Annotated in this window: 15 protein-coding genes; 9 read left to right on the plus strand and 6 right to left on the minus strand. The window is 68.0% G+C overall.

Annotation, left to right across the window (positions count from 1 at the left end; genetic code table 11):
* Nucleotides 1-228 precede the first annotated feature (228 nt).
* Entirely contained in the window at nt 229-1,152 is a 924-nt protein-coding gene (locus CF68_RS25375; RefSeq protein WP_035824237.1) for a DMT family transporter, read from the plus strand.
* 41 nt (nt 1,153-1,193) lie between these two features.
* Nucleotides 1,194-2,051 carry a sulfurtransferase gene (locus CF68_RS25380; protein ID WP_035824238.1) on the plus strand — a complete coding sequence of 286 codons (858 nt, stop codon included), beginning with the start codon at nt 1,194-1,196 and terminating at the stop codon, nt 2,049-2,051.
* A gap of 2 nt (nt 2,052-2,053) precedes the next feature.
* Here the strand turns inward: CF68_RS25380 and CF68_RS25385 are convergent, their stop codons facing one another.
* The 4 genes from CF68_RS25385 to polA form a co-directional block, all read right to left on the minus strand.
* On the minus strand, nt 2,054-2,944 hold the full coding sequence (locus CF68_RS25385) for a ZIP family metal transporter (RefSeq protein WP_011615804.1): 891 nt from the start codon (nt 2,942-2,944) through the stop codon (nt 2,054-2,056).
* 121 nt (nt 2,945-3,065) lie between these two features.
* Nucleotides 3,066-3,944 (minus strand): dienelactone hydrolase family protein, encoded by an 879-nt coding sequence (locus tag CF68_RS25390; RefSeq protein ID WP_035824239.1) that lies wholly within the window; start codon nt 3,942-3,944, stop codon nt 3,066-3,068.
* A 158-nt stretch (nt 3,945-4,102) separates the two neighbouring features.
* Nucleotides 4,103-5,428: an NAD(P)/FAD-dependent oxidoreductase gene (locus tag CF68_RS25395; protein WP_035824240.1), complete on the minus strand. Its 1,326-nt coding sequence runs from the start codon at nt 5,426-5,428 to the stop codon at nt 4,103-4,105.
* Nucleotides 5,429-5,585: 157 nt separating this feature from the next.
* Nucleotides 5,586-8,402, minus strand: coding sequence for a DNA polymerase I (gene polA, locus CF68_RS25400; RefSeq protein WP_035824245.1), 2,817 nt, complete (start codon nt 8,400-8,402; stop codon nt 5,586-5,588).
* A 4-nt stretch (nt 8,403-8,406) separates the two neighbouring features.
* On the opposite strand from polA, the gene CF68_RS25405 reads away from it, so the two are divergent.
* From CF68_RS25405 to CF68_RS25420, 4 genes are all read left to right on the plus strand, one after another.
* Nucleotides 8,407-9,354 carry a TIGR00730 family Rossman fold protein gene (locus CF68_RS25405; protein ID WP_011615808.1) on the plus strand — a complete coding sequence of 316 codons (948 nt, stop codon included), beginning with the start codon at nt 8,407-8,409 and terminating at the stop codon, nt 9,352-9,354.
* Between the two features lie 218 nt (nt 9,355-9,572).
* Entirely contained in the window at nt 9,573-10,007 is a 435-nt protein-coding gene (locus tag CF68_RS25410; RefSeq protein ID WP_035824248.1) for a membrane protein, read from the plus strand.
* A gap of 131 nt (nt 10,008-10,138) precedes the next feature.
* Nucleotides 10,139-11,134 carry a homoserine kinase gene (locus tag CF68_RS25415; RefSeq protein WP_035824250.1) on the plus strand — a complete coding sequence of 332 codons (996 nt, stop codon included), beginning with the start codon at nt 10,139-10,141 and terminating at the stop codon, nt 11,132-11,134.
* A 5-nt stretch (nt 11,135-11,139) separates the two neighbouring features.
* A complete protein-coding gene (locus CF68_RS25420) occupies nt 11,140-11,958 on the plus strand; it encodes a BPSS1780 family membrane protein (RefSeq protein ID WP_035824252.1) in 819 nt (272 codons plus the stop codon).
* Nucleotides 11,959-12,029: 71 nt separating this feature from the next.
* On the opposite strand, the gene CF68_RS25425 is transcribed toward CF68_RS25420, so the two are convergent.
* Nucleotides 12,030-12,788, minus strand: a complete 759-nt coding sequence (locus CF68_RS25425; protein WP_035824254.1) for an IclR family transcriptional regulator — start codon at nt 12,786-12,788, stop codon at nt 12,030-12,032.
* Between the two features lie 207 nt (nt 12,789-12,995).
* On the opposite strand from CF68_RS25425, the gene CF68_RS25430 reads away from it, so the two are divergent.
* The 3 genes from CF68_RS25430 to CF68_RS25440 all read left to right on the plus strand — a co-directional run bounded on the left by CF68_RS25430 (nt 12,996) and on the right by CF68_RS25440 (nt 17,511).
* Nucleotides 12,996-14,477, plus strand: coding sequence for an aldehyde dehydrogenase family protein (locus tag CF68_RS25430; protein ID WP_035824255.1), 1,482 nt, complete (start codon nt 12,996-12,998; stop codon nt 14,475-14,477).
* A complete protein-coding gene (locus CF68_RS25435) occupies nt 14,474-16,003 on the plus strand; it encodes an acyl--CoA ligase (protein WP_035824256.1) in 1,530 nt (509 codons plus the stop codon). The genes CF68_RS25430 and CF68_RS25435 overlap by 4 nt, the downstream gene beginning before the upstream one ends.
* A 215-nt stretch (nt 16,004-16,218) precedes the next feature.
* Nucleotides 16,219-17,511 carry an MFS transporter gene (locus CF68_RS25440; protein WP_035824258.1) on the plus strand — a complete coding sequence of 431 codons (1,293 nt, stop codon included), beginning with the start codon at nt 16,219-16,221 and terminating at the stop codon, nt 17,509-17,511.
* Nucleotides 17,512-17,564: 53 nt separating this feature from the next.
* On the opposite strand, the gene CF68_RS25445 is transcribed toward CF68_RS25440, so the two are convergent.
* Entirely contained in the window at nt 17,565-19,913 is a 2,349-nt protein-coding gene (locus tag CF68_RS25445) for a UvrD-helicase domain-containing protein (RefSeq protein WP_035824260.1), read from the minus strand.
* Nucleotides 19,914-19,982: the final 69 nt, after the last annotated feature.

The raw sequence follows: 19,982 nt of genomic DNA on the forward strand, positions 1-19,982 counted from the left end.
GAGGTGCGGCAGGTCAATACATCTTGTCTAGTGCGATAACCGCACAACGCACGCAAGCACGGACCGCCCTGGCGGTCCGTTTTCCTTTGGGACGCAAAGTGCGCTGCTAGAATCATTGTCCGGTGCCGGCAGCCACACCGCTCTCGCGACGCGAGGCCAGACACGAAGCCCGCTCGCGCGCCGGACGCCGCCCCTTCCCGCTTCGTTTCGCTTCACCGCGCCCTCGCCATGCAATCGCTCTGGATGCTGTTCGCCGCCTTCGCCTTCTCGCTGATGGGGGTTGGCGTCAAGCTGGCATCCGATCTCTACACCACCGGCGAGATCGTCTTCTACCGCGGCCTGATCAGCGTGGTCATCATATGGGTGCTGCTGTCCTCGCGCGGGATTCCGGTGCGCACGCCCTACATGCTGTCGCACATCAAGCGCAGCGTATTCGGCGTGACCGCGCTGATGCTGTGGTTCACCTCGATCTCGCTGCTGCCGCTGGCCACCGCGATGACGCTGAACTACATGTCGCCGGTGTGGATCGCGCTGATCCTGGGCGCCGGCGCGGCGCTGGCCGGCACCGGCGGCAATGCCGACCGGCGCCTGGTGCTGGCGATCCTGCTGTCCTTTGCCGGAGTGATCTGCCTGCTGCAGCCTTCAGTCGGCAAGGACCAGCTGACCGGCGGCCTGGTCGGGCTGATCTCGGGCATGTTCACGGCGCTGGCCTATGTCGAGGTGCGCCAGCTCGGCCAGCTGGGCGAGCCCGAGGGCCGCATCGTGTTCTATTTCTCGCTGGTCGGCATGATCGCCGGGCTAGTGTGGATGCTGCTGGGCGGCACCAGCCCGCACACCTGGTACGGCGCCGGCCTGCTGCTGGCCATCGGCATCCTGGCCACGCTGGGCCAGACCGCAATGACGCGCGCCTACAAGCGCGGCAACACGCTGCTGACCGCCAACCTGCAATACGCCGGCATCGTCTTTTCCAGCGTATGGGGCATGCTGATCTGGTCCGACCGGCTGAACTGGCTGTCGTGGCTGGGCATGGGGCTGATCATCGCCAGCGGCATCGCCACCACGCTGATGCGCGCGCGCCAGGGCACCGATGCCAAGCCCACGCCGGCCACGCCGGTCAAGTCGCCGGAGGCGGAAGTCCATCCCGAGGTGTAGCATCTCCTAAGCCCATTTCCATCGATCGCAACAGGATTCCCATGCAGAAACCGCTAATTTCCGTCACCGCGCTGCAATCGCTGCTGGCCACCCCCGGCGGCTGCGTCGTGATCGACTGCAGCTTCGACCTGGCCGACCCGGCCGCCGGCCGCGAGGCCTACCGCACCGGCCACCTGCCCGGCGCCTTCTACCTGCACCTGGACAACGAGCTGTCCGGCCCCAAGACCGGCAGCAACGGCCGCCACCCCCTGCCCGACGCCGACGACCTGGTGGCGCGCCTGCAGGCGCTGGGCGTGGACGACGACACCCCGGTAGTGGCCTACGATGCGCAGGGCGGCATGTTCGCCGCGCGGCTGTGGTGGCTGCTGCGCTGGCTCGGCCACGATGCCGTGGCGGTGCTCGACGGCGGCAAGGACGCCTGGGTCAAGGCCGGCCTGCCGCTGGAACACGATGCCACGCAAGAGCCGGAGTTCCCCGGCAAGTTCCAACGCCGCAAGTCGCTGGTGCCGACCGTCGACGCCCCCGCGCTGGTGGACAACCTCGAGCGCGCCTCGCTGCTGGTGGTGGATGCGCGCGCCCCCGACCGCTTCCGCGGCGAGAACGAGACACTGGACCCTGTAGGCGGCCATATCCCCGGCGCGGTCAACCGCTTCTTCAAGGACAACCTAGGAACGGACGGCCGCTTCAAGCCGGCCGAGACCCTGCGCGCGGAATTCGGCGCAGTGCTGGGCGCACGCGCCCCGGCGCAGGCAGTGATGCAGTGCGGCTCCGGCGTCACGGCCTGCCACAACCTGCTGGCGCTGGAAGCGGCCGGCCTGGGCGGCGCGGCGCTGTACCCGGGTTCATGGAGCGAATGGTGCGCCGACCCGGCGCGCCCGGTCGCTACCGGGGCCGCCTGAGGTCAGCGTGACGAGGCAATGGGCGCGGCGGGCGCGATATGGCCGTGCCCGCCGTGGCTGTGACTCTCATGCACGCCGTTGGTGATGAAGACGATCGCCGAGATGCCCGCGGCCACCAGCACCACCTGGATCGCCGACTCGCGCCAGCGCGGCTTGCGCTGCATCTGGGGCATCAGGTCGCTGACCGCGATATAGAGGAAGCTGCTGGCGGCAATCACCAGCACGTACGGGATCCAGCCGCTCAGCTGGTCGAGCAGGAAATACCCGACCACGCCGCCGGCAATGGCCGCCAGGCTCGACAGCAGGTTGAAGGCGAAGGCACGCGCCTTGGAGAAGCCGGCGTTGAGCAGCACGATGAAGTCGCCCACTTCCTGCGGGATCTCGTGCGCCGCGATCGCCAGCGCGGTGACCACGCCGATATGCGGATCGGCCAGGAAGGCCGCCGCGATCACGATGCCGTCGGCAAAATTGTGGAAGGTGTCGCCGACCAGGATGGTCAGGCCGCTGCGGCCCGCTTCCTCGCGGTCATGGCCGTGGTGGTGGTGGTGCCCGTCGCCCTCATGGTGGTGCGAGTGGCGCAGCAGCGAGATCTTTTCCAGCAGGAAGAAGCCCAGCAGCCCGGCCAGCAGCGTGCCGAACAGCGCGCGCGGGTCGGCGCCTGACTCGAACGCCTCGGGCAGCGAATGCAGCAGCGCGGTGGCCAGCAGCACGCCCACCGAAAAGCTCACCATGCGCTCGACCACGCGGGACGCCACCGTCAGCGACAGCAGCGCCGCCCCGAAGATGCTGCCCACCCCCGAGATCGTGGCGGCGAGCAGGATATACAAAAGCGTCGAATGGATGATGGGCTCCCGGGGTGGCGGTACCGGGCGGCCCCGCCGTTCCGCCCGCATCGCGCCGGGCGGCTAACGCAACAATGTTGCAATAACTCAAAGGCCGCATTGTACGTATCCGCCGGGACTTTGCAATCCTGCTGTCGGGCGAGAGGCGCCTGGCGGCGCCTGGACAGCCGGATCAGGCCACGCCGTGCTGCCTGAACCAGTCCAGGCACTTCTGCCAGCCATCCCTGGCATCCGCTTCACGATAGCTGGGCCGGTAGTCGGCATGGAAGGCATGGCCGGATTCGGGGTAGACGATAAAGCGCGAGGCCTTGGCGTCCGGGTCGGAAGACGCCGCCAGCGCGGACTTCATCCTCTCCACCTGCTCCTGCGGGATGCCGGTGTCCTTGCCGCCGTACAGGCCGAGTACCGGGGCATGGAGCTGGCCGACCAGGTCGATGGGGTTCTTCGGCTTGAGCGGGGTCGGCTCGGGCGCCAGCTGGCCATACCAGGCCACGCCGGCCTTCAGGCGCTTGCTGTGCGCGGCGTAGAGCCAGGTCATGCGCCCGCCCCAGCAGAAGCCGGTGATGGCCAGGCGCGACACGTCGCCGCCGTTGGCACCGGCCCAGGCCACCGCGGCGTCCAGGTCGCCCATCACCTGCGTGTCGGGCACCTTGGCGATCACCTCGCGCTGCAGCTCCTGGATGGTGCCGAAGCTCTGCGGATCGCCCTGGCGCGCGAACAGTTCCGGCCCGATCGCCAGGTAGCCGAGCTTGGCAAAGCGCCGGCACACGTCGGCGATATGCTCGTGCACGCCGAAGATCTCGCTGACCACCAGCACTATCGGCAGGTTCTTCTTGCCTTCGGGCTGGGCGCGGTAGGCCGGCATGCTGAAGCCGCCCGAGGGGATGGTGACCTCGCCGGCGTTCAGGCCGGCAAAGTCGGTCTTGATGGCCTGCTGGGCCATCACCGGCAGCGCGGCCGCCGCAAAGGCGGAACCCAGCGCCGTCTTGACAAAGCCGCGGCGGTCGAACGTCTGGCCGGGGACGAGGCTATCCACTTCCGGTTTGAGCATGCGTGTCTCCAGGATCGTTGGTGGCTGGGCCGGGATGCGGCGCCAGCGGCAGATTTTAAGCAGACATGGAGAAAACATGGGGCGGCTTTGCAGCCACCCCCGCACGCCAGCCGCCCGCGCGGCATGGTGCAGCGCGGGAAGCCCCGGCCCGGCGCGCGTCAGTGCAGCTTGACGCGCGGGCTGGTCTTGCGGCGCAGCCAGTGCGAGACCGTGTCCAGCGCCATGCCCAGGGCGCCGTGCAGCGCCATCACATGCATCCGGTAGAGCGACGTATACATGACGCGCGCCATCAGCCCTTCGATGAACATCGAGCCGCCGATCAGCCCGCCCATCAGGCTGCCCACCGCGCTGAAATGCCCCAGCGACACCAGCGAGCCGAGGTCCTTGAAGGCGAACGACGGCAGCGGGCGCCCGTCCAGCCGGGCGCGCAGCGCGTTGTAGAGAAAGGTGGCCTGCTGGTGCGCGGCCTGTGCGCGCGGCGGCACCGTGGTCTGCTTCTCGGGCCACGGGCAGCTGGCGCAGTCGCCGAAGGCGAAGATGTCCGGGTCGCCCTCGCTCTGCAGCGTCGGGCCGACCACGATCTGGCCCTGGCGGCTGACCGGCAGCCCCAGCGTGGCCAGCACCGGTGGCGCGGTGATGCCCGCCGCCCACACGGTCAGGTCGGCATCGATATGCTTGCCGCTGGCGGTCAGCACCGCCTGCGGCGTGACCTCGGTCACGCGCTCGCTGGTCAGGACATCGACGTCGAGCTTCTTGAGCAGCTTGGCGGTCTCGACCGAGACCCGCTCGGACAGCGCCGGCAGGATGCGCGGGCCGGCCTCGATCACGTGGATATGCACGTCGCGGCGCGGGTCAAGCTGGTGCAGGCCGTAGGCGCTGAGCACGTGCGCGGTGTTGCGCAGCTCGGCCGACAGCTCCACGCCGGTGGCGCCCGCGCCGATGATGGCTACGTCCACGCGCGGCCGGCCGTCCTCGCCCACGCGCCCGCGCCCGTTCTGGGCCCGCACGCAGGCCGCGATCAGCCGCTTGCGGAAGCGCTCGGCCTGCGCCACGACGTCCAGTGCGATGGCATTCTCGGCCGCGCCGGGCACGCCGAAGAAATGCGTGACGCAGCCGATCGCCAGCACCAGCGTGTCATATGACAGCTCGCGCGCCGGCAGCAGTTCGGCGCCGTCCTCGTCGAAGCTGGCCGACACCGAGATGGTCTTGCGGGTGCGGTCGATGCCGGTCAGCTCGCCCAGCTGGAACTCGAAGTGATGCCAGCGCGCCTGCGCCGCGTATTCCAGCTGGTGCGTGTTGGGGTCCATGCTGCCGGCCGCCACTTCATGCAGCAGCGGCTTCCAGATGTGGGTGGGCAGGCGGTCTACCAGCACCACCTGCGCCTGCCCCTTGCGGCCGAGCTTGTCGCCCAGCTTCGTTACCAGTTCCAGCCCCCCTGCTCCCCCACCGACGACAACGATGCGGGGCGTCCTTGTTTCTGTCATGGTCTACCTGATGCGTTTTTGTGAATTCTTGCTTGAGGCATTTTCCACAGTCTGCTGCATTGCAGCATGCCTGGCAAGCTGGCAAGCCTGACTCAGCAGTCGCTTCATTCGATACCACAACGCATGGGCGGCGCAGGCTGGTTGACAGGCCGCCTCGTCAGTGCGCTTCTTCCCAGTTGGCGCCGCTGCCCACTTCGGCCACCAGCGGCACACGCAGCTGCGCCACCGAGCACATCAGCTCCGGCAGCCGCACCTTGACCAGCTCCAGTTCGTGCTCCGGCACCTCCAGCACCAGTTCATCGTGCACCTGCATGATCTGGCGCGTCTGCAGCCCGTCGCGCTCCAGCCAGTCCTGCACCGCGATCATCGACAGCTTGATCAGGTCGGCAGCGGTGCCCTGCATCGGCGCGTTGATGGCGGCGCGCTCGGCGGCCTGCCGGCGCGGGCCGCTGCCGCCGTTGATGTCGGGCAGCCACAGCCGGCGCCCGAACACGGTCTCGACATAGCCTTGCTCGCGCGCGGTCTGCCGGGTCTCTTCCATGTAGTGGGCCACGCCGGGATAGCGCATGAAATAGCGGTCGATATAGTGCTTGGCGGCCTCGCGCTCGATGCCCAGGTTGCCGGCCAGGCCGAACGCGCTCATGCCGTAGATCAGGCCGAAGTTGATCACCTTGGCGTAGCGGCGCTGCTCGCTGCTGACGGCCTCGCGCTCCACGCCGAAGATCTCGCCGGCGGTGGCGCGGTGGATGTCCTCGCCGTTGGCAAAGGCGCGCAGCAGGTTCTCGTCGCCCGAGATATGGGCCATGATGCGCAGCTCGATCTGCGAATAGTCGGCCGACACGATCACGCTGCCGGGCTCGGCGATAAAGGCTTCGCGGATGCGGCGGCCTTCCTCGGTGCGCACCGGGATGTTCTGCAGGTTGGGCTCGGTCGACGCCAGCCGGCCGGTCACCGCGGTGGCCTGGCCGTAGCTGGTGTGCACGCGGCCGGTCTGCGGGTTGACCATCTTGGGCAGCTTGTCCGTGTAGGTGGACTTGAGCTTGGCCAGGCCACGGTAGTCCAGCAGCAGCTTGGGCAGCGGGTAGTCCTCGGCCAGCTTCTGCAGCACCTCTTCGTCGGTCGAGGGCGCGCCGCTGGCGGTCTTCTTCACCACCGGCAGCTTCATCTGGCTGAACAGGATCTCGCCGATCTGCTTGGGCGAGCCCAGGTTGAACGGCTGGCCCGCGGCTTCGTAGGCGGACTGCTCCAGCGCCAGCATGCGCTGGCCGAGCTCGGCACTCTGCGCGGCCAGGCGTTCGGCATCGATCAGCACGCCGTTGCGCTCGACCTTCTGCAACACCACCGAGACTGGCATCTCGATCTCTTCATACACGCGGTGCAGGCCCGCCGCGGCTTCCACCTGCGGGAACATCTTGCGGTGCAGGCGCAGCGTCACGTCGGCGTCTTCGGCAGCGTATTCGGTGGCGCGCGCCAGGTCGATCTGGTCGAAGCCGATCTGGCTCGCGCCCTTGCCGCACACCTCTTCATAGGTGATGGTCTTCAGGCTCAGCAGGCGCTCGGCCAGGCTGTCCATGCCATGGTTGCGGTGCGAGGCCAGCACGTAGCTCTGCAGCATGGTGTCGTGCGCCACGCCGCGCAGCTTCACGCCATGGTTGGCAAAGACATGGACGTCGTACTTGAGGTTCTGGCCCAGCTTCGGGCGGCTGGCATCTTCCAGCCACGCACGCATGCGCCCGAGTACGAACTCGCGCGACAGCTGGCCGTGGTCGGGCAGCCCGGCCACGTCCGGGCCACGGTGCGCCACCGGGAGATAGCAGGCCACGCCCGGCTCGACCGACAGCGAGATGCCGACCAGCTGCGCCTGCATCGGGTCCAGCGAGGTGGTCTCGGTATCGATCGCCACCAGCGGCGCGGCCTCGATGCGCCGCATCCAGTCTTCCAGCTGGGCCTCGGTGCTGACCGTCTCGTAGCGGATCTCGGTCGGCGCGGCCTGGTCCGCTGCCGGTGCCTCGGCTGCGCCGGCCGCGGCCGGCGCATCGAACAGGCCGCCTTGCGCGGGAGCAGCGGCCGCGCGGGCGCGGGCCTGGGCGCGGGCATCGGGCAGGCTTTTGCCGGTCGCTTCGCGCAGCCAGGTCTTGAAGCCGTAGCGCGAGAAAAACGCCACCAGCTTGTCCTTGTCCTCGCCGATTTCGCGCAGCGCGTGGAAGTCCGCCACCGCGGCGGAGAGGTCGCAGTCGGTCTTGACCGTGACCAGCTGGCGCGCCATCGGCAGCCAGTCCAGCGTATTGCGCAGGTTCTCGCCCACCACGCCCTTGATGCCGGGGGCGGCGGCCATCACGCCGTCGAGCGAGCCATGCTCGGCCAGCCATTTGACCGCGGTCTTGGGGCCGACCTTGGGCACGCCCGGCACGTTGTCGACCGCATCACCGATCAGCGACAGGTAGTCGATAATGCGCTCGGGCGGCACGCCGAACTTGGCCACCACGCCAGGAGGATCGAGCACCTCGCCGCTCATGGTGTTGACCAGCGTGACCTGGTCATTGACCAGCTGCGCCAGATCCTTGTCGCCGGTGGACACCACCGTGCGCACGCCCTGCTCCGTGGCCTGGCGCGACAGCGTGCCGATCACGTCGTCGGCCTCCACGCCGTCAACCACCACGATCGGCCAGCCCATGGCGCGCACGGCCTCATGGATCGGCTCGATCTGGCGCGCCAGGTCTTCCGGCATCGACGGGCGATGTTCCTTGTAGGCCGGATACATGTCGTCGCGGAAGGTCTTGCCCTTTGCGTCGAACACGCAGGCGCTATACTCTGCCGGGTAGTCGTTGCGCAACTTGCGCAGCATGTTGATCATGCCGTAGATTGCCCCTGTGGGCAGACCCTCCCCATTCCTCAGGTCCGGCAGAGCGTGATAAGCGCGATACAGATAGCTCGATCCATCGACGAGCAAGAGTGTTTTTGGACTATCCGACATTCCCATGGACTCAAAATTGACTGGTGCCGCTGCAGGCGGTGCCTCGACCGCCCCCCTTGCTGACCCGGATGTTTCCGACATTTCCGGCGATACCGTGCAACCCCCGCCGGAGGCTGCTTCCGAGCACGCCGCGGCCATCGCCGCGGCGGCCGATGCTGCTGCCGCGGGCAATCCGCCCGAAGTTGCTGCTGAAAAGGCCGCTGCTGCGGCCGCGCGCGCCAATCCGCGCAAGATGATCCCCAGCCTGCGTGCGCTGGCCGACGAAGACCGCGCTACCGCAAAGAAGGCGCGCGCCTCGTGGCAAATGTTCACGATTATGGCAGAGTTCATCGAGGCCACCGAGTACCTCTCCGAGATCCGCCCGGCCGTGTCGATCTACGGCAGCGCGCGCCTGCGCGAGGATTCGCCGTACTACCAGCGCACCATCGAGATCGCGCGGCTGTTTTCGGACGCGGGCTTTGCCGTGATCTCCGGCGGCGGCCCCGGCATCATGGAAGCGGCCAACAAGGGCGCGCACGCCGGCAAGTCCGCCAGCGTCGGCCTGAACATCGAACTGCCGCACGAGCAGCAGGGCAATCCGTACCAGGACATTGCCATGCGCTTTCGCCACTTCTTCACGCGCAAGGTCACCTTCGTCAAGAATTCGGACGCCTTTATCGTGATGCCGGGCGGCTTCGGCACGCTCGACGAGCTGGCCGAGGTGCTGACGCTGGTGCAGACCGGCAAGTCGCGCTCGGTGCCGGTGATCATGTTCGGCAGCCGCTTCTGGAAGGGCCTGCTGGACTGGTTCCGCTTCACGCTGCTGCCGATGGGCCTGATCGCCGAGCACGACCTGGACCTGATGAAGATCGTCGACGAACCGCACGAAGTGCTGGAAGCGGTCTACGACTACTACGAGCAGCGCGGCGGCGACAAGCCGATCCCGCCCAAGGAAGAGATGTTCTACCTGTAAGGCATGGACGCCAGGCGCGCGGCACCAAGCCACGTACCCGGCACCTGGTACCGTTGCGCAGGTGCCCCCCGGGGCACGGCGGCGGCCTGCGCACGGCAGGAATTGCTAGAATGGAACCTGTCCGTCTGCCAAGCCCGGCGCCGCCGGGTTGCAGTCCAACCGCCGCATGCCGCGGCGCTGCGCGCAAGCTGCGCAGCAGCCCCGCACAGGAGCACCTGATGACCTCCCCCTCCACCGCCCGCTCGGTCCGGCCCACGCGGTCTTCCGCCGTGGCCGGCGAGCCTGAATCGCCTGCCAGGCGGTCCGTGTCCAGCCTCGCCGCCGTGGCGGCCGCGGCTCTGGCGCTGGCTTCCGGCTGGGCCGTCGCGCAGGAAAGCAGTGCGCTGACGCAGCAGGAGCTGAACCAGATCAACAACCAGCCGATCGCCCCGGCGGCCAAGTCGCAACTGAACCAGCCGCGCCAGCCGAGCTTCCAGCTCAATGAACGCGATGGCACCCAGGTGCGCGAGTATCGCGACAAGGGACGGGCCACCGATATCCAGGTCAGATCGGGTTTCGGCACCAAATACGAGATGAGCAAGCCGGAAGACAGCTCGCCCAAGATCCGCGAGCACGATGTCAACCGCGTGCCTTCAGTCAACCTGAAGTTCTGAGTTCGCTTGCCCACGGCCTGGCGTAAGCTCCAGGCCGCGCCGGCCCTCCGGCAGTGTCATGCCGCGGCGGCGGCCCGGACTTTGTCCGGAACCGGTGCCCGCCGCTTTCCGATTCGCTTCACACAACGAGTATGGCCGTATTCACCACGGTCTCGCAGGACGAGATCGCCCGCTGGCTGCTGGATTTCAACCTTGGCGAAGTGCGCGAGCTGCGCGGCATCGCCTCTGGCATCGAGAACAGCAATTTCTTCCTCACCATGGAGCACGATGGCCAGACGCGCCAGTACGTGCTGACCATTTTCGAGCGGCTCACGTTCGCGCAGCTGCCCTACTACCTGCACCTGATGGCGCACCTGGCCGAGCGCGGCATCCGCGTGCCCGCGCCGATCCCGGCGCGCGACGGCGAGATCCTGCGCCCGCTCAAGGGCAAGCCTGCCACCATCGTCACGCGCCTGCCCGGCGCATCGCAACTGGCGCCCGACGCGCAGCACTGCGCTGAAGTGGGCGACATGCTGGCTCGCATGCACCTGGCCGGCCAGGACTATCCGCGCCAGCAACCCAACCTGCGCAGCCTCGCCTGGTGGCAGCAGACCGAGCCTGAGATCCTGCCCTTCCTGGATGCCGGCCAGCGCGCGCTGCTGCAGCAGGAGATCGCCCACCAGGCCGCCTTCTTCGCCAGCGCGGACTACGCCGGCATGGGCGCGGGCCCGTGCCACTGCGACCTGTTCCGCGACAACGCGCTGTTCGAGGAGGATGGCAGCGGACGCCACCGCCTGGGCGGCTTTTTCGACTTCTACTTCGCCGGCAACGACAAGTGGCTGTTTGATGTGGCGGTCACCGTCAACGACTGGTGCATCGACCTGGCCAGCGGCGAACTTGATCCCGCGCGCACGCAGGCCCTGCTGCGGGCTTATCATGCCGTGAGGCCGCTGACCGCCACCGAGGCCGCGCACTGGCAAGACATGCTGCGCGCGGGTGCGCTGCGCTTCTGGGTGTCGCGACTGTGGGACTTCTACCTGCCGCGCGAGGCCGACATGCTGCAACCGCACGACCCGACCCATTTCGAACGCATCCTGCGCCGACGCATCGGCGCGGACCCTGCAAGCGCCCCGCTCCCCTGGATCTGATCCGTATGCAACTACTGGAAGTCCCTGCCAAGGAAGGCTACACCTGGTTCCGCCAGGGCATCTGGCTGTTCCGCAAGAACCCGCTGACCTTCCTGATGCTGCTGTTCGTCTACCTGATCGCCGCGCAGCTGGCCATCGTGGTGCCGCTGATCGGCATCATCGCGCTGCTGGTGGTCACCCCCGGCCTGTCGGTCGGCGTGATGACCGCATGCCGCGACGTGATCCAGAACAAGCGGGTGATGCCCACCGTGCTGCTGGCGGGTTTCCGCGCCAACGGCAAGGAAGCCACGCGCAACCTGCTGGTGCTAGGCGGCATCTACGCCGGGCTGGTGTTCGTGCTGGGGCTGATCGCCGGCTCGGTCGTCGACATGAGCGCGCTGGTGCCGATCGTGCTGAAGGAAGAAGCGCCGACCGCCGAAGCGGTGCGCCAGCTGTACTACGCCATGCTGATCGGCGCGCTGCTGTACACGCCGATCGCGATGATGTTCTGGTTCGCGCCGCTGCTGGCAGCCTGGCACGGCGTGCCGCCGGTCAAGGCGCTGTTCTTCAGCTGGACCGCATGCTGGCGCAACCGCGGCGCGTTCTTCACCTATGTGGCGCTGTTCGCGATGCTGCTGGTGGCGATCCCGTTCTTCCTGGAGGCGGTGTTCAGCGCCTTCGGCGCGGAGACGGTGCTGTCGTTCCTGGTCACGCCGTATTCGCTGCTGATGCTGGCGATCCTGTACTGCTCGTTCTATGCGACGTACCGCGGCTGCTTCAACGTGACGCCGCCGGGGGTCGATCCGGCCGCGCCTGCCACGCCGGGCGCTGGCACGGGCGCCTGAGAGCCCCCGAATCCTGATTGTTTGCTCTCCTCTCCCGCTTGCGGGAGAGGAGAGCAAACCACCCTCACGCGCTATTCGCAGAACGTCTTCACCATCTCGTCCGCTGCCAGGCGCAGGTCCGGCACGAATCCCATCAGCTGGTCCATCGTCATGCGCGCCATCGGCACCTGCACGGCAATCGCCGCGCAGGCGCGGCTCCGGTTGCGCATCACCGGCACCGCGACCGCGATCATGCCTTCCAGGTTTTCCTGATTGTTGACCCCCAGGCGTCGCCGCCGCGTCTCGGCCAGTTCCGCGTGCAAGGCCTCGGCATTGGTGATGGTGTGCGCCGAGTGCGCGCGCAGCGGCAGGCTGGCAACCAGACGCTGGCGCTGCGCGCTCGGCAGGAACGCCAGCAGCAGCTTGCCGCTGGCGGTGCAATGCAGCGGCACCCGCGAGCCCGGCTGCAGGTGCATGCGCAGCGGCCATTGCGTTTCCACGCGGTCCAGGTAGACCACGTCGTCGCCGGACAGCATGGTCAGGTTGCAGGTCTCACCGATCTTGTCGACCAGCTGCTGCAGGATCGCATGGCGCGCCGCCGCGGGACCTGCCTGCATCAGCACATTGACAGCCAGCTGCCGCACGCGCGATGAGCACTCGTAGTGGCGGTTGCCGGCCGTGCGCGACACCAGCCACGTGCTTTCCAGCTGCTTGAGGATGCGGTGGACAGTCTGCTTCGGCAGCTCGATCGCCTGCACGATGGCCGCCAGCGACAGCGGCCCGTCGGCCGCGGACAGGATCTCGAGAATGCGGAAGGCGCGCACTGCGGCGGCATTCGAGTGATTGCTCATGGATCGAATTTAAAGGATTCCGGGACGCATGGCCGTCCCGAAAACTGAATTCTGGATCGCACCCCGGCTGCGCGCTCGCGAAAGCGCACAAATTGGGACGGACTGTCTGCCCCGCTTCACTAGATTCGATCCAGGGCCGCCGACGGTGCCGCGAAGTGCACGACAAAGCGCGGCGGCCCTGACCGTCCAAACCGCGGAGTCGAATCCATGAGTGTGCAAATACTGCATCGCAGGCAGTCCAACAATTCCGATTTGCCCCTAGCGACGGCATCCCGGCCCGAGCAGCCAGCGCAAGCCGCGGCCGAAGCCGTCGCTGCGGTCGTGGCTCGGGCCAGGCAGGCGCAGCGCGAATTCGCGCGTGCCGACCAGGCCACCGTCGACACGGCAGTCGCCGCTGCGGCGTGGGCCATCATGGAGCCCGCGCGTAATCGCCAGCTGGCCGAGCGTGCCGTCGCCGACACCGGGCTGGGCAATGTCGACGACAAGATCCGCAAGAACCACCGCAAGACGCTGGGCCTGCTGCGCGACCTGCATGGCCGCAAGACGGTGGGCGTGATCGCACAGGATGCGGCAGCCGGCATCACCGAGATCGCGCGGCCCGTGGGCGTGGTGGCGGCCATTACGCCGTCGACCAATCCCGCGGCCACGCCGGCCAACAAGATCATCAACGCGCTCAAGTGCGGCAACAGCGTGATCGTGGCGCCGTCGCCGAAGGGGCAGGACACCTGCGCGCTGCTGCTGTCGTTCATCCACGCCGAGTTTGCCCGCGCCGGCCTGCCTGCCAACCTGGTCCAGATGCTGCCCGCGCCGGTCTCGAAGGCCGCGACGGCAGAGCTTATGCGGCAGGCCGACCTGGTGGTCGCGACCGGCTCGCAGGCCAACGTGCGCATGGCCTACACCTGCGGCACGCCGGCCTTCGGCGTGGGCGCCGGCAATGTGGCATCGATCATCGACGCCAGCGCCACGCTGGATGACGCGGCGGCCAAGGTGGTGCGCTCCAAGACCTTCGACAATGCCACCAGTTGCTCTTCGGAGAACAGCCTGGTCGTGCTCGACGCGGTCTACACGCCCATGCTCGACGCCCTGGCGGCGGTCGGCGGCGTGCTGCTCACGGCTTCGGAGAAAGCGCGGCTGCAGGCGCTGATGTGGCGCGACGGCAAGCTCGCCGGCACCTTCACGGGACAGAGCGCGACCCGCATTGCCGAACTCGCCGGGCTGGAACGCGTGCGCGCGCTGCAGCCCGCGATGCTGCTGGTGGAGGAAGCCGGTGTCGGCAGCGACTACCCCTTCTCCGGCGAAAAGCTCTCTCCCGTGCTGACGCTGTACCGCGCCGCCGACTTCGCGGCGGCAGTCGAGCGCGTGGCGAGCCTGTACGCCTATATGGGCGCCGGGCATTCGGTCAGCCTGCATTCGTCCAATCCGCGCCATGCGCTGCAGCTCGGGCAGGAACTGCCGGTGGCGCGCGTGATCGTGAACCAGGCGCATTGCTTCGCCACCGGCGGGAATTTCGACAACGGCCTGCCATTCTCGCTGTCCATGGGCTGCGGCACCTGGGGCGGCAACAACTTCTCGGACAACCTCGGCTGGCGCCAATACCTGAACATCACCCGCATCGCCGTGCCCATCGCCGAGCACGTGCCCGATGAAGCGGACCTGCTGGGCGATTACTTCGCGAGGGTCGGCAAATGAACGCGCGCACGGAACCCGAGGTGTTCGACACGCTTGCAGCGCTGATAGCCGTGCGCGCCGCGCAGTGGCCCGACAAGCCCTACCTGCTGTCCCCGGACAGCGGCCATGCGCTCACGTTCGGCGCGCTGGCGGCCGACGCCGGCACGCTCGGCCGCAGCTATGCGGCAGCCGGCCTGGACAGCGGGCAGACGGTGTCGGTGTACCTGCCCAACGGCGAGCAGACCGCGCGGCTCCTGCTCGGTACCATGGCCTGCGGGCTGGTCGTCAATCCGATCAACCTCCTGTGCCAGCCGGCGCAGCTGCGCTACATCCTGGCGCATTCGGACACGCGGCTGGTCTTCACCTGGCCCGACGGAGAAGCCGCCATCCGCGAGGCCCTGCGCGAGGCCGGGCTGGACGTGCCGGTGGTCGTCACCGCGCCCGATGCCAACATCCTGCCGGCACTGCCCGCCACGCATGACGCTGCGTCGCCACTGCCCCCACCGCAGCCTGACGCGCCCGCGCTGCTCATGTACACGTCCGGCACTACCGGCACGCCCAAAGGCGTGCTGCTGACGCAGCGCAACCTGGTGGCCAACGGCGCCAACGTCAGCCGCGAGCACTGCCTCGGGCCGGCCGACCGGGTGCTGGCGACGCTGCCGCTGTACCACATCAACGGCCTGGTCGTGACCGCGATCGCGCCGCTGGTGCATGGCGGCTCGGTGGTGATGCCGATGCGCTTTTCCGCCAGCGCGTTCTGGCAGGACAGCGCGCGCCACGGCTGCACCTGGCTGAACGTGGTGCCGACCATCATCGCCTACCTGCTGAACGATCCGCACGGCCAGGCCCCGGCCGGCGTGCGCTTCTGCCGCTCGGCCTCGGCCGCGCTGCCGCCCGAGCATCACCGTGCCTTCGAGGCGCGCTTCGGCATCGGCGTGATCGAGACCATGGGCATGACCGAGACTGCCGCACCGGCGTTCAGCAATCCGCTCGACCCGGGCCGGCGGCGCATCGGCAGCATCGGCCGGCCATCTGGGACGCGCGCACGCGTGCTCGGTCGCGACGGCATGCCGGTGCCCGACGGAGCGGTCGGCGAGATCGTGCTGCAGGGCGAGAGCGTGATGGCGGGCTACTACAAGGCGCCGGACATCACGCGCGAGGCCTTTACGCACGATGGCTGGCTGCGCACGGGCGACCTCGGCTACCGCGACGCCGACGGCTATTTCTACATCACCGGGCGCGCCAAGGAACTGATCATCAAGGGCGGCGAGAACATTGCCCCGCGCGAGATCGACGAGGCGCTGCTGCGCCATCCGGCCGTGCTCGAAGCCGCGGCGGTCGGCGTGCCGGACCCGGCCTACGGGCAGGAAATCGTTGCCTACGTGGTCATGCGCGAGGCCGCGCGCTGCGATGACGCGGCGTTGCGCGCGCATTGCCTGCGCGAGCTGGGCCGCTACAAGACGCCGAAGGAGTTCCGCTTTATCGCCGAGCTGCCGCGCGGCCCGTCCGGCAAGGTGCAGCGGCTGAAGCTGCTCGACCACGCCTGAACCTTCCCTCCCTTTCCACCACCCTCGCCAAGGAGCCTGCCCGACCGGAATCCACCAGACCAGGAGACACGACTCAAGACTGCAGACAGATTGCTCAAGGACGGGGCAGCGCGGCCGGCGCCGCGCCCCCGGCGCGCCGCAAGCGCATGGCTACGGACCGTGCGCCGGCCGCCGCCCCGTCAACACCACGCGCGCGCCGCGCATAGGAGGTGGTTATGAAGCAACGCATCAAGACCCGGCACATGATCCTGGGCGTCATGTGCCTGATGTATTTCATCGCCTATATCGACCGCGTCAACATCTCGGTCGCCGCGCCCCTGATCCGCGAGGAAATGGGGCTGACCACATCGCAGCTGGGGCTGGTGTTCTCGGCCTTTGCCTACCCCTATGCCGCCATGCAAATCCTCGGCGGCTGGATGGCCGACAAGTTCGGGCCCAAGAAGGTGCTGATCGTGCTGTCGCTGATCTGGGGCGTTGCCACGGTGCTGACCGGCTTCGCGGGCAGCGTGCTGATGCTGGTGGTGCTGCGCTTCGTGCTGGGCATCGGCGAAGGCGGCGCGTTCCCGACCGCGACGCGCGCCTTCACCTACTGGATGCCGGTGGCGGAGCGCGGTTTCGCGCAGGGCATCACCCACAGCTTCGCGCGGCTGGGCGGTGCGATCACGCCGCCGATCGTGCTGGTCATCGTGGCCGCCGCCGGCTGGCGCGAAGCCTTTATCGTGCTGGGCGCGGTCAGCCTCGGCTGGACCTTGCTGTACGCCTGCTTCTTCAAGGATTCGCCCGACAAGCACAGTCGCGTGACGGCGCAGGAGCTGCAGGAGATCGGCTACCGGCGCGGCGATAGCCAGCAGACAGCCAAGGCGGCCACGCCGTGGCGGCGCCTGTTCCGGCGCATGTGGCTGGTGACCTTCGTCGACTTCTGCTACGGCTGGTCACTGTGGGTCTACCTGACGTGGCTGCCTTCGTACCTGAAGGAGGCGCGCGGCTTCGACCTGAAGCAGCTGGCGCTGTTCACCGCGCTGCCGCTGATGGCCGGCGTGGTCGGCGATACGCTCGGCGGCGTGCTGTCGGACCGCATCTACAAGCGCACCGGCAACCTGCGCCTGGCGCGCGGCGCGATCCTGTTCGTGGGGCTGGCCGGCTCGCTGATGTTCATCGCGCCGATGACCTTCACGGCCGATGCCGTCAACGCGGTGATCCTGCTGTCGCTGTCGTTCTTCTTCCTGGAGCTGACCAACGCGGTGCTGTGGAGCCTGCCGCTGGACATCGCCGGCAAGTACGCCGGCACCGCGGGCGGCATGATGAACACCGGCTTCGGCGTGGCCGGCATGGTGTCGCCGGTGGTGTTCGGCTACCTGATCGAGCGGACCGGCAGCTATGACCTGCCGTTCATGATCTCGGGGGCGCTGCTCGGGGTTGGCGCGCTGGCCTCGCTGTTCATCAATCCGCTGCTGACGGTGGACAGCCCCGACGAAAAGGCTGGCGAGGTCCGCCACGCCCTGCCCTGAACCGCCCTGAGCCGCCCGGGGCGCGGCATGGCGCGCAGCGAAGCCGGACCCGCTCAGTCGATCGCGTCCAGCTTCGCCACCGACAGCGCCAGCCACTTGGCGCCGTTGCGCTTGAAGTTGATATTGGCGCGTGCGTCGGTGCCCTCGCCTTCCAGCGCAGTGATCACGCCTTCGCCAAACTTGTTGTGGAACACCGACTGCCCCACGCGGAAGCCGGTGCCGGCCTCGCGCTTGGCATCGGCATAGCCATTGCCGTTGTCCATGCCGCCGGTGGGGCGCGTGCCGGTATAGGGCACGTCCTCGGGCTTGCGGAACCAGTCGCGGCCCCAGGCGCTGTCGCGCTCCTGGCGGCGCACGCCGCCGTAGCCCTGCGCCGGCGGCGTCAGCCACTTGAGCGAGGCCTCGGGCAGTTCCTCGAAGAAGCGCGAGCGCACGTGGTAGCGGGTCTGGCCGTGCAGCATGCGGCTTTGCGCAAACGACATATAGAGCCGCTTGCGCGCACGCGTGATCGCCACGTACATCAGGCGGCGCTCTTCCTCCACGCCGTCCGGGTCCATCATGCTGTTCTCGTGCGGGAACAGGCCCTCTTCCATCCCGGTGATGAAGACCACGTCGAACTCCAGCCCCTTGGCCGCGTGCACGGTCATCATCTGCACCGCGTCCTGGCCGGCCTGGGCCTGGTTGTCGCCGGCTTCCAGCGAGGCATGGGTCAGGAACGCGACCAGCGGCGTCATCACCACCGGCAGCGCTTCCGGGTCCAGCACCTGCTGGGCCTGGTCGCCGTCGGCCAGTGCCGGGGCGGCGGGGCTGCGGTCAACCGGGATCACCGCGGCCAGCGCTTCCAGGCCGTAGCCTTCCTCGACCACGAAGGCCTGCGCGGCGGTCACCAGTTCCTGCAAGTTCTCGATGCGGTCCTGGCCTTCCTTCTCGCCCTGGTAGTGGGTGATCAGGCCGCTGTGGTTGATCACGTACTCGACGGTCTCGGCCAGCGTCATGCGGCGCGTTTCCTCGCGCATCTTCTCGACCAGGCGCGTAAACGCCGCCAGCTTGCTGCCGGCCGCGCCGGGCACGTAGGCCACCGCCTCGGCCAGCGCGCAGTCGTACTGGCGCGCCATGTCCTGCAGCACTTCCAGCGAGCGCGCGCCGATGCCGCGCGCCGGGAAGTTGACCACGCGGCCAAAGGCGGCATCGTTGCGCGGGTTCTCCAGCAGCTGCATGTAGGCCAGCGCGTGCTTGATTTCGGCGCGCTCGAAGAAGCGCAGGCCGCCATAGACGCGGTACGCGATGCCGGCCGAGAACAGCGCATGCTCGATCACGCGCGACTGCGCGTTGCTGCGGTACAGGATGGCGATCTCGGCGCGGCTGGCGCCCTGCGCGATCTGGTCGCGGATCTCCTCGATGATCCACGCGGCTTCCTGGCCGTCGGAGCCGCCCTGGAACACCCGCACCGGCTCGCCGTGGCCGGCGTCGGTGCGCAGGTTCTTGCCCAGGCGGCGCGCGTTGTGCGAGATCAGGTGGTTGGCCGAATCCAGGATATGCCCGTGCGAGCGGTAGTTCTGCTCCAGCTTGATCAGCCGGCGCACGCGGAACTCATGCTCGAAGTCACGCATATTGCCGACGTTGGCGCCACGGAACGCATAGATGCTCTGGTCGTCGTCGCCGACGGCAAAGACCGCTGCCGGGTTCTGCGTGCCATAGCCGGCCAGCAGCTTGAGCCACTGGTACTGCAGCACGTTGGTGTCCTGGAACTCGTCGACCAGCACGTGGCGGAAGCGGTGCTGGTAGTGCTGGCGGATGGCGTCGTTGTAGCGCAGCAGCTCGTAGCAGCGCAGCAGCAGCTCGGCAAAGTCGACCACGCCTTCGCGCTGGCACTGCAGGTCATAGGCGGCGTAGAGGTCGACAAAGCGCTTGTTGAAGTCGTCGTTGGCCTCGACGTCGGCCGGGCGCAGGCCCTGCTCCTTGGCGTTGTTGATGAAGTACTGCAGGTTCTTGGCCGGGTACTTCTCATCGTCGACATTGAGCGACTTGAGCAGCCGCTTGAGCGCCGAGAGCTGGTCCTGGCTGTCCAGGATGGCAAAGGTCTGGGGCAGGCCAGCGTCGCGGAAATGCGCGCGCAGCATGCGGTTGCACAGGCCGTGGAAGGTGCCGATCCACATGCCGCGGGTGTTGATCGGCAGCATCGACGACAGCCGCGTCTGCATTTCCTTGGCGGCCTTGTTGGTAAAGGTCACCGCCAGGATGCCCGCCGGCGAGACCCGGCCGTTCTGGATCAGCCACGCGATGCGCGTGGTCAGCACGCGGGTCTTGCCGCTGCCCGCGCCCGCCAGGATCAGCGCCGGTTCGTCAGGCAGGGTGACGGCGGCTAGTTGTTCGGCGTTCAGGTTGGCAAGCAGGTCGGACATCGGATGAGCCTTGTGGATTGGCGGCAATTATACCGGCGGGCCCTGGCCCGCAAGTCACATCCGGCGGGG

This window comes from Cupriavidus sp. SK-4, from assembly GCF_000611125.1.
Taxonomy (GTDB): domain Bacteria; phylum Pseudomonadota; class Gammaproteobacteria; order Burkholderiales; family Burkholderiaceae; genus Cupriavidus; species Cupriavidus necator.

Excerpts from the sequence above, each read along its gene's own strand:
- CF68_RS25440 (WP_035824258.1), top strand. The coding sequence starts at position 16,219 with ATGAAGCAACGCATCAAGACCCGGCACATGATCCTGGGCGTCATGTGC.
- CF68_RS25405 (WP_011615808.1), top strand. The coding sequence starts at position 8,407 with ATGGACTCAAAATTGACTGGTGCCGCTGCAGGCGGTGCCTCGACCGCC.
- CF68_RS25435 (WP_035824256.1), top strand. The coding sequence starts at position 14,474 with ATGAACGCGCGCACGGAACCCGAGGTGTTCGACACGCTTGCAGCGCTG.
- CF68_RS25445 (WP_035824260.1), bottom strand. The coding sequence starts at position 19,913 with ATGTCCGACCTGCTTGCCAACCTGAACGCCGAACAACTAGCCGCCGTC.
- CF68_RS25375 (WP_035824237.1), top strand. The coding sequence starts at position 229 with ATGCAATCGCTCTGGATGCTGTTCGCCGCCTTCGCCTTCTCGCTGATG.
- CF68_RS25385 (WP_011615804.1), bottom strand. The coding sequence starts at position 2,944 with ATGCGGGCGGAACGGCGGGGCCGCCCGGTACCGCCACCCCGGGAGCCC.
- CF68_RS25420 (WP_035824252.1), top strand. The coding sequence starts at position 11,140 with ATGCAACTACTGGAAGTCCCTGCCAAGGAAGGCTACACCTGGTTCCGC.
- polA (WP_035824245.1), bottom strand. The coding sequence starts at position 8,402 with ATGTCGGATAGTCCAAAAACACTCTTGCTCGTCGATGGATCGAGCTAT.
- CF68_RS25415 (WP_035824250.1), top strand. The coding sequence starts at position 10,139 with ATGGCCGTATTCACCACGGTCTCGCAGGACGAGATCGCCCGCTGGCTG.
- CF68_RS25430 (WP_035824255.1), top strand. The coding sequence starts at position 12,996 with ATGAGTGTGCAAATACTGCATCGCAGGCAGTCCAACAATTCCGATTTG.
- CF68_RS25425 (WP_035824254.1), bottom strand. The coding sequence starts at position 12,788 with ATGAGCAATCACTCGAATGCCGCCGCAGTGCGCGCCTTCCGCATTCTC.
- CF68_RS25380 (WP_035824238.1), top strand. The coding sequence starts at position 1,194 with ATGCAGAAACCGCTAATTTCCGTCACCGCGCTGCAATCGCTGCTGGCC.
- CF68_RS25390 (WP_035824239.1), bottom strand. The coding sequence starts at position 3,944 with ATGCTCAAACCGGAAGTGGATAGCCTCGTCCCCGGCCAGACGTTCGAC.
- CF68_RS25395 (WP_035824240.1), bottom strand. The coding sequence starts at position 5,428 with ATGACAGAAACAAGGACGCCCCGCATCGTTGTCGTCGGTGGGGGAGCA.
- CF68_RS25410 (WP_035824248.1), top strand. The coding sequence starts at position 9,573 with ATGACCTCCCCCTCCACCGCCCGCTCGGTCCGGCCCACGCGGTCTTCC.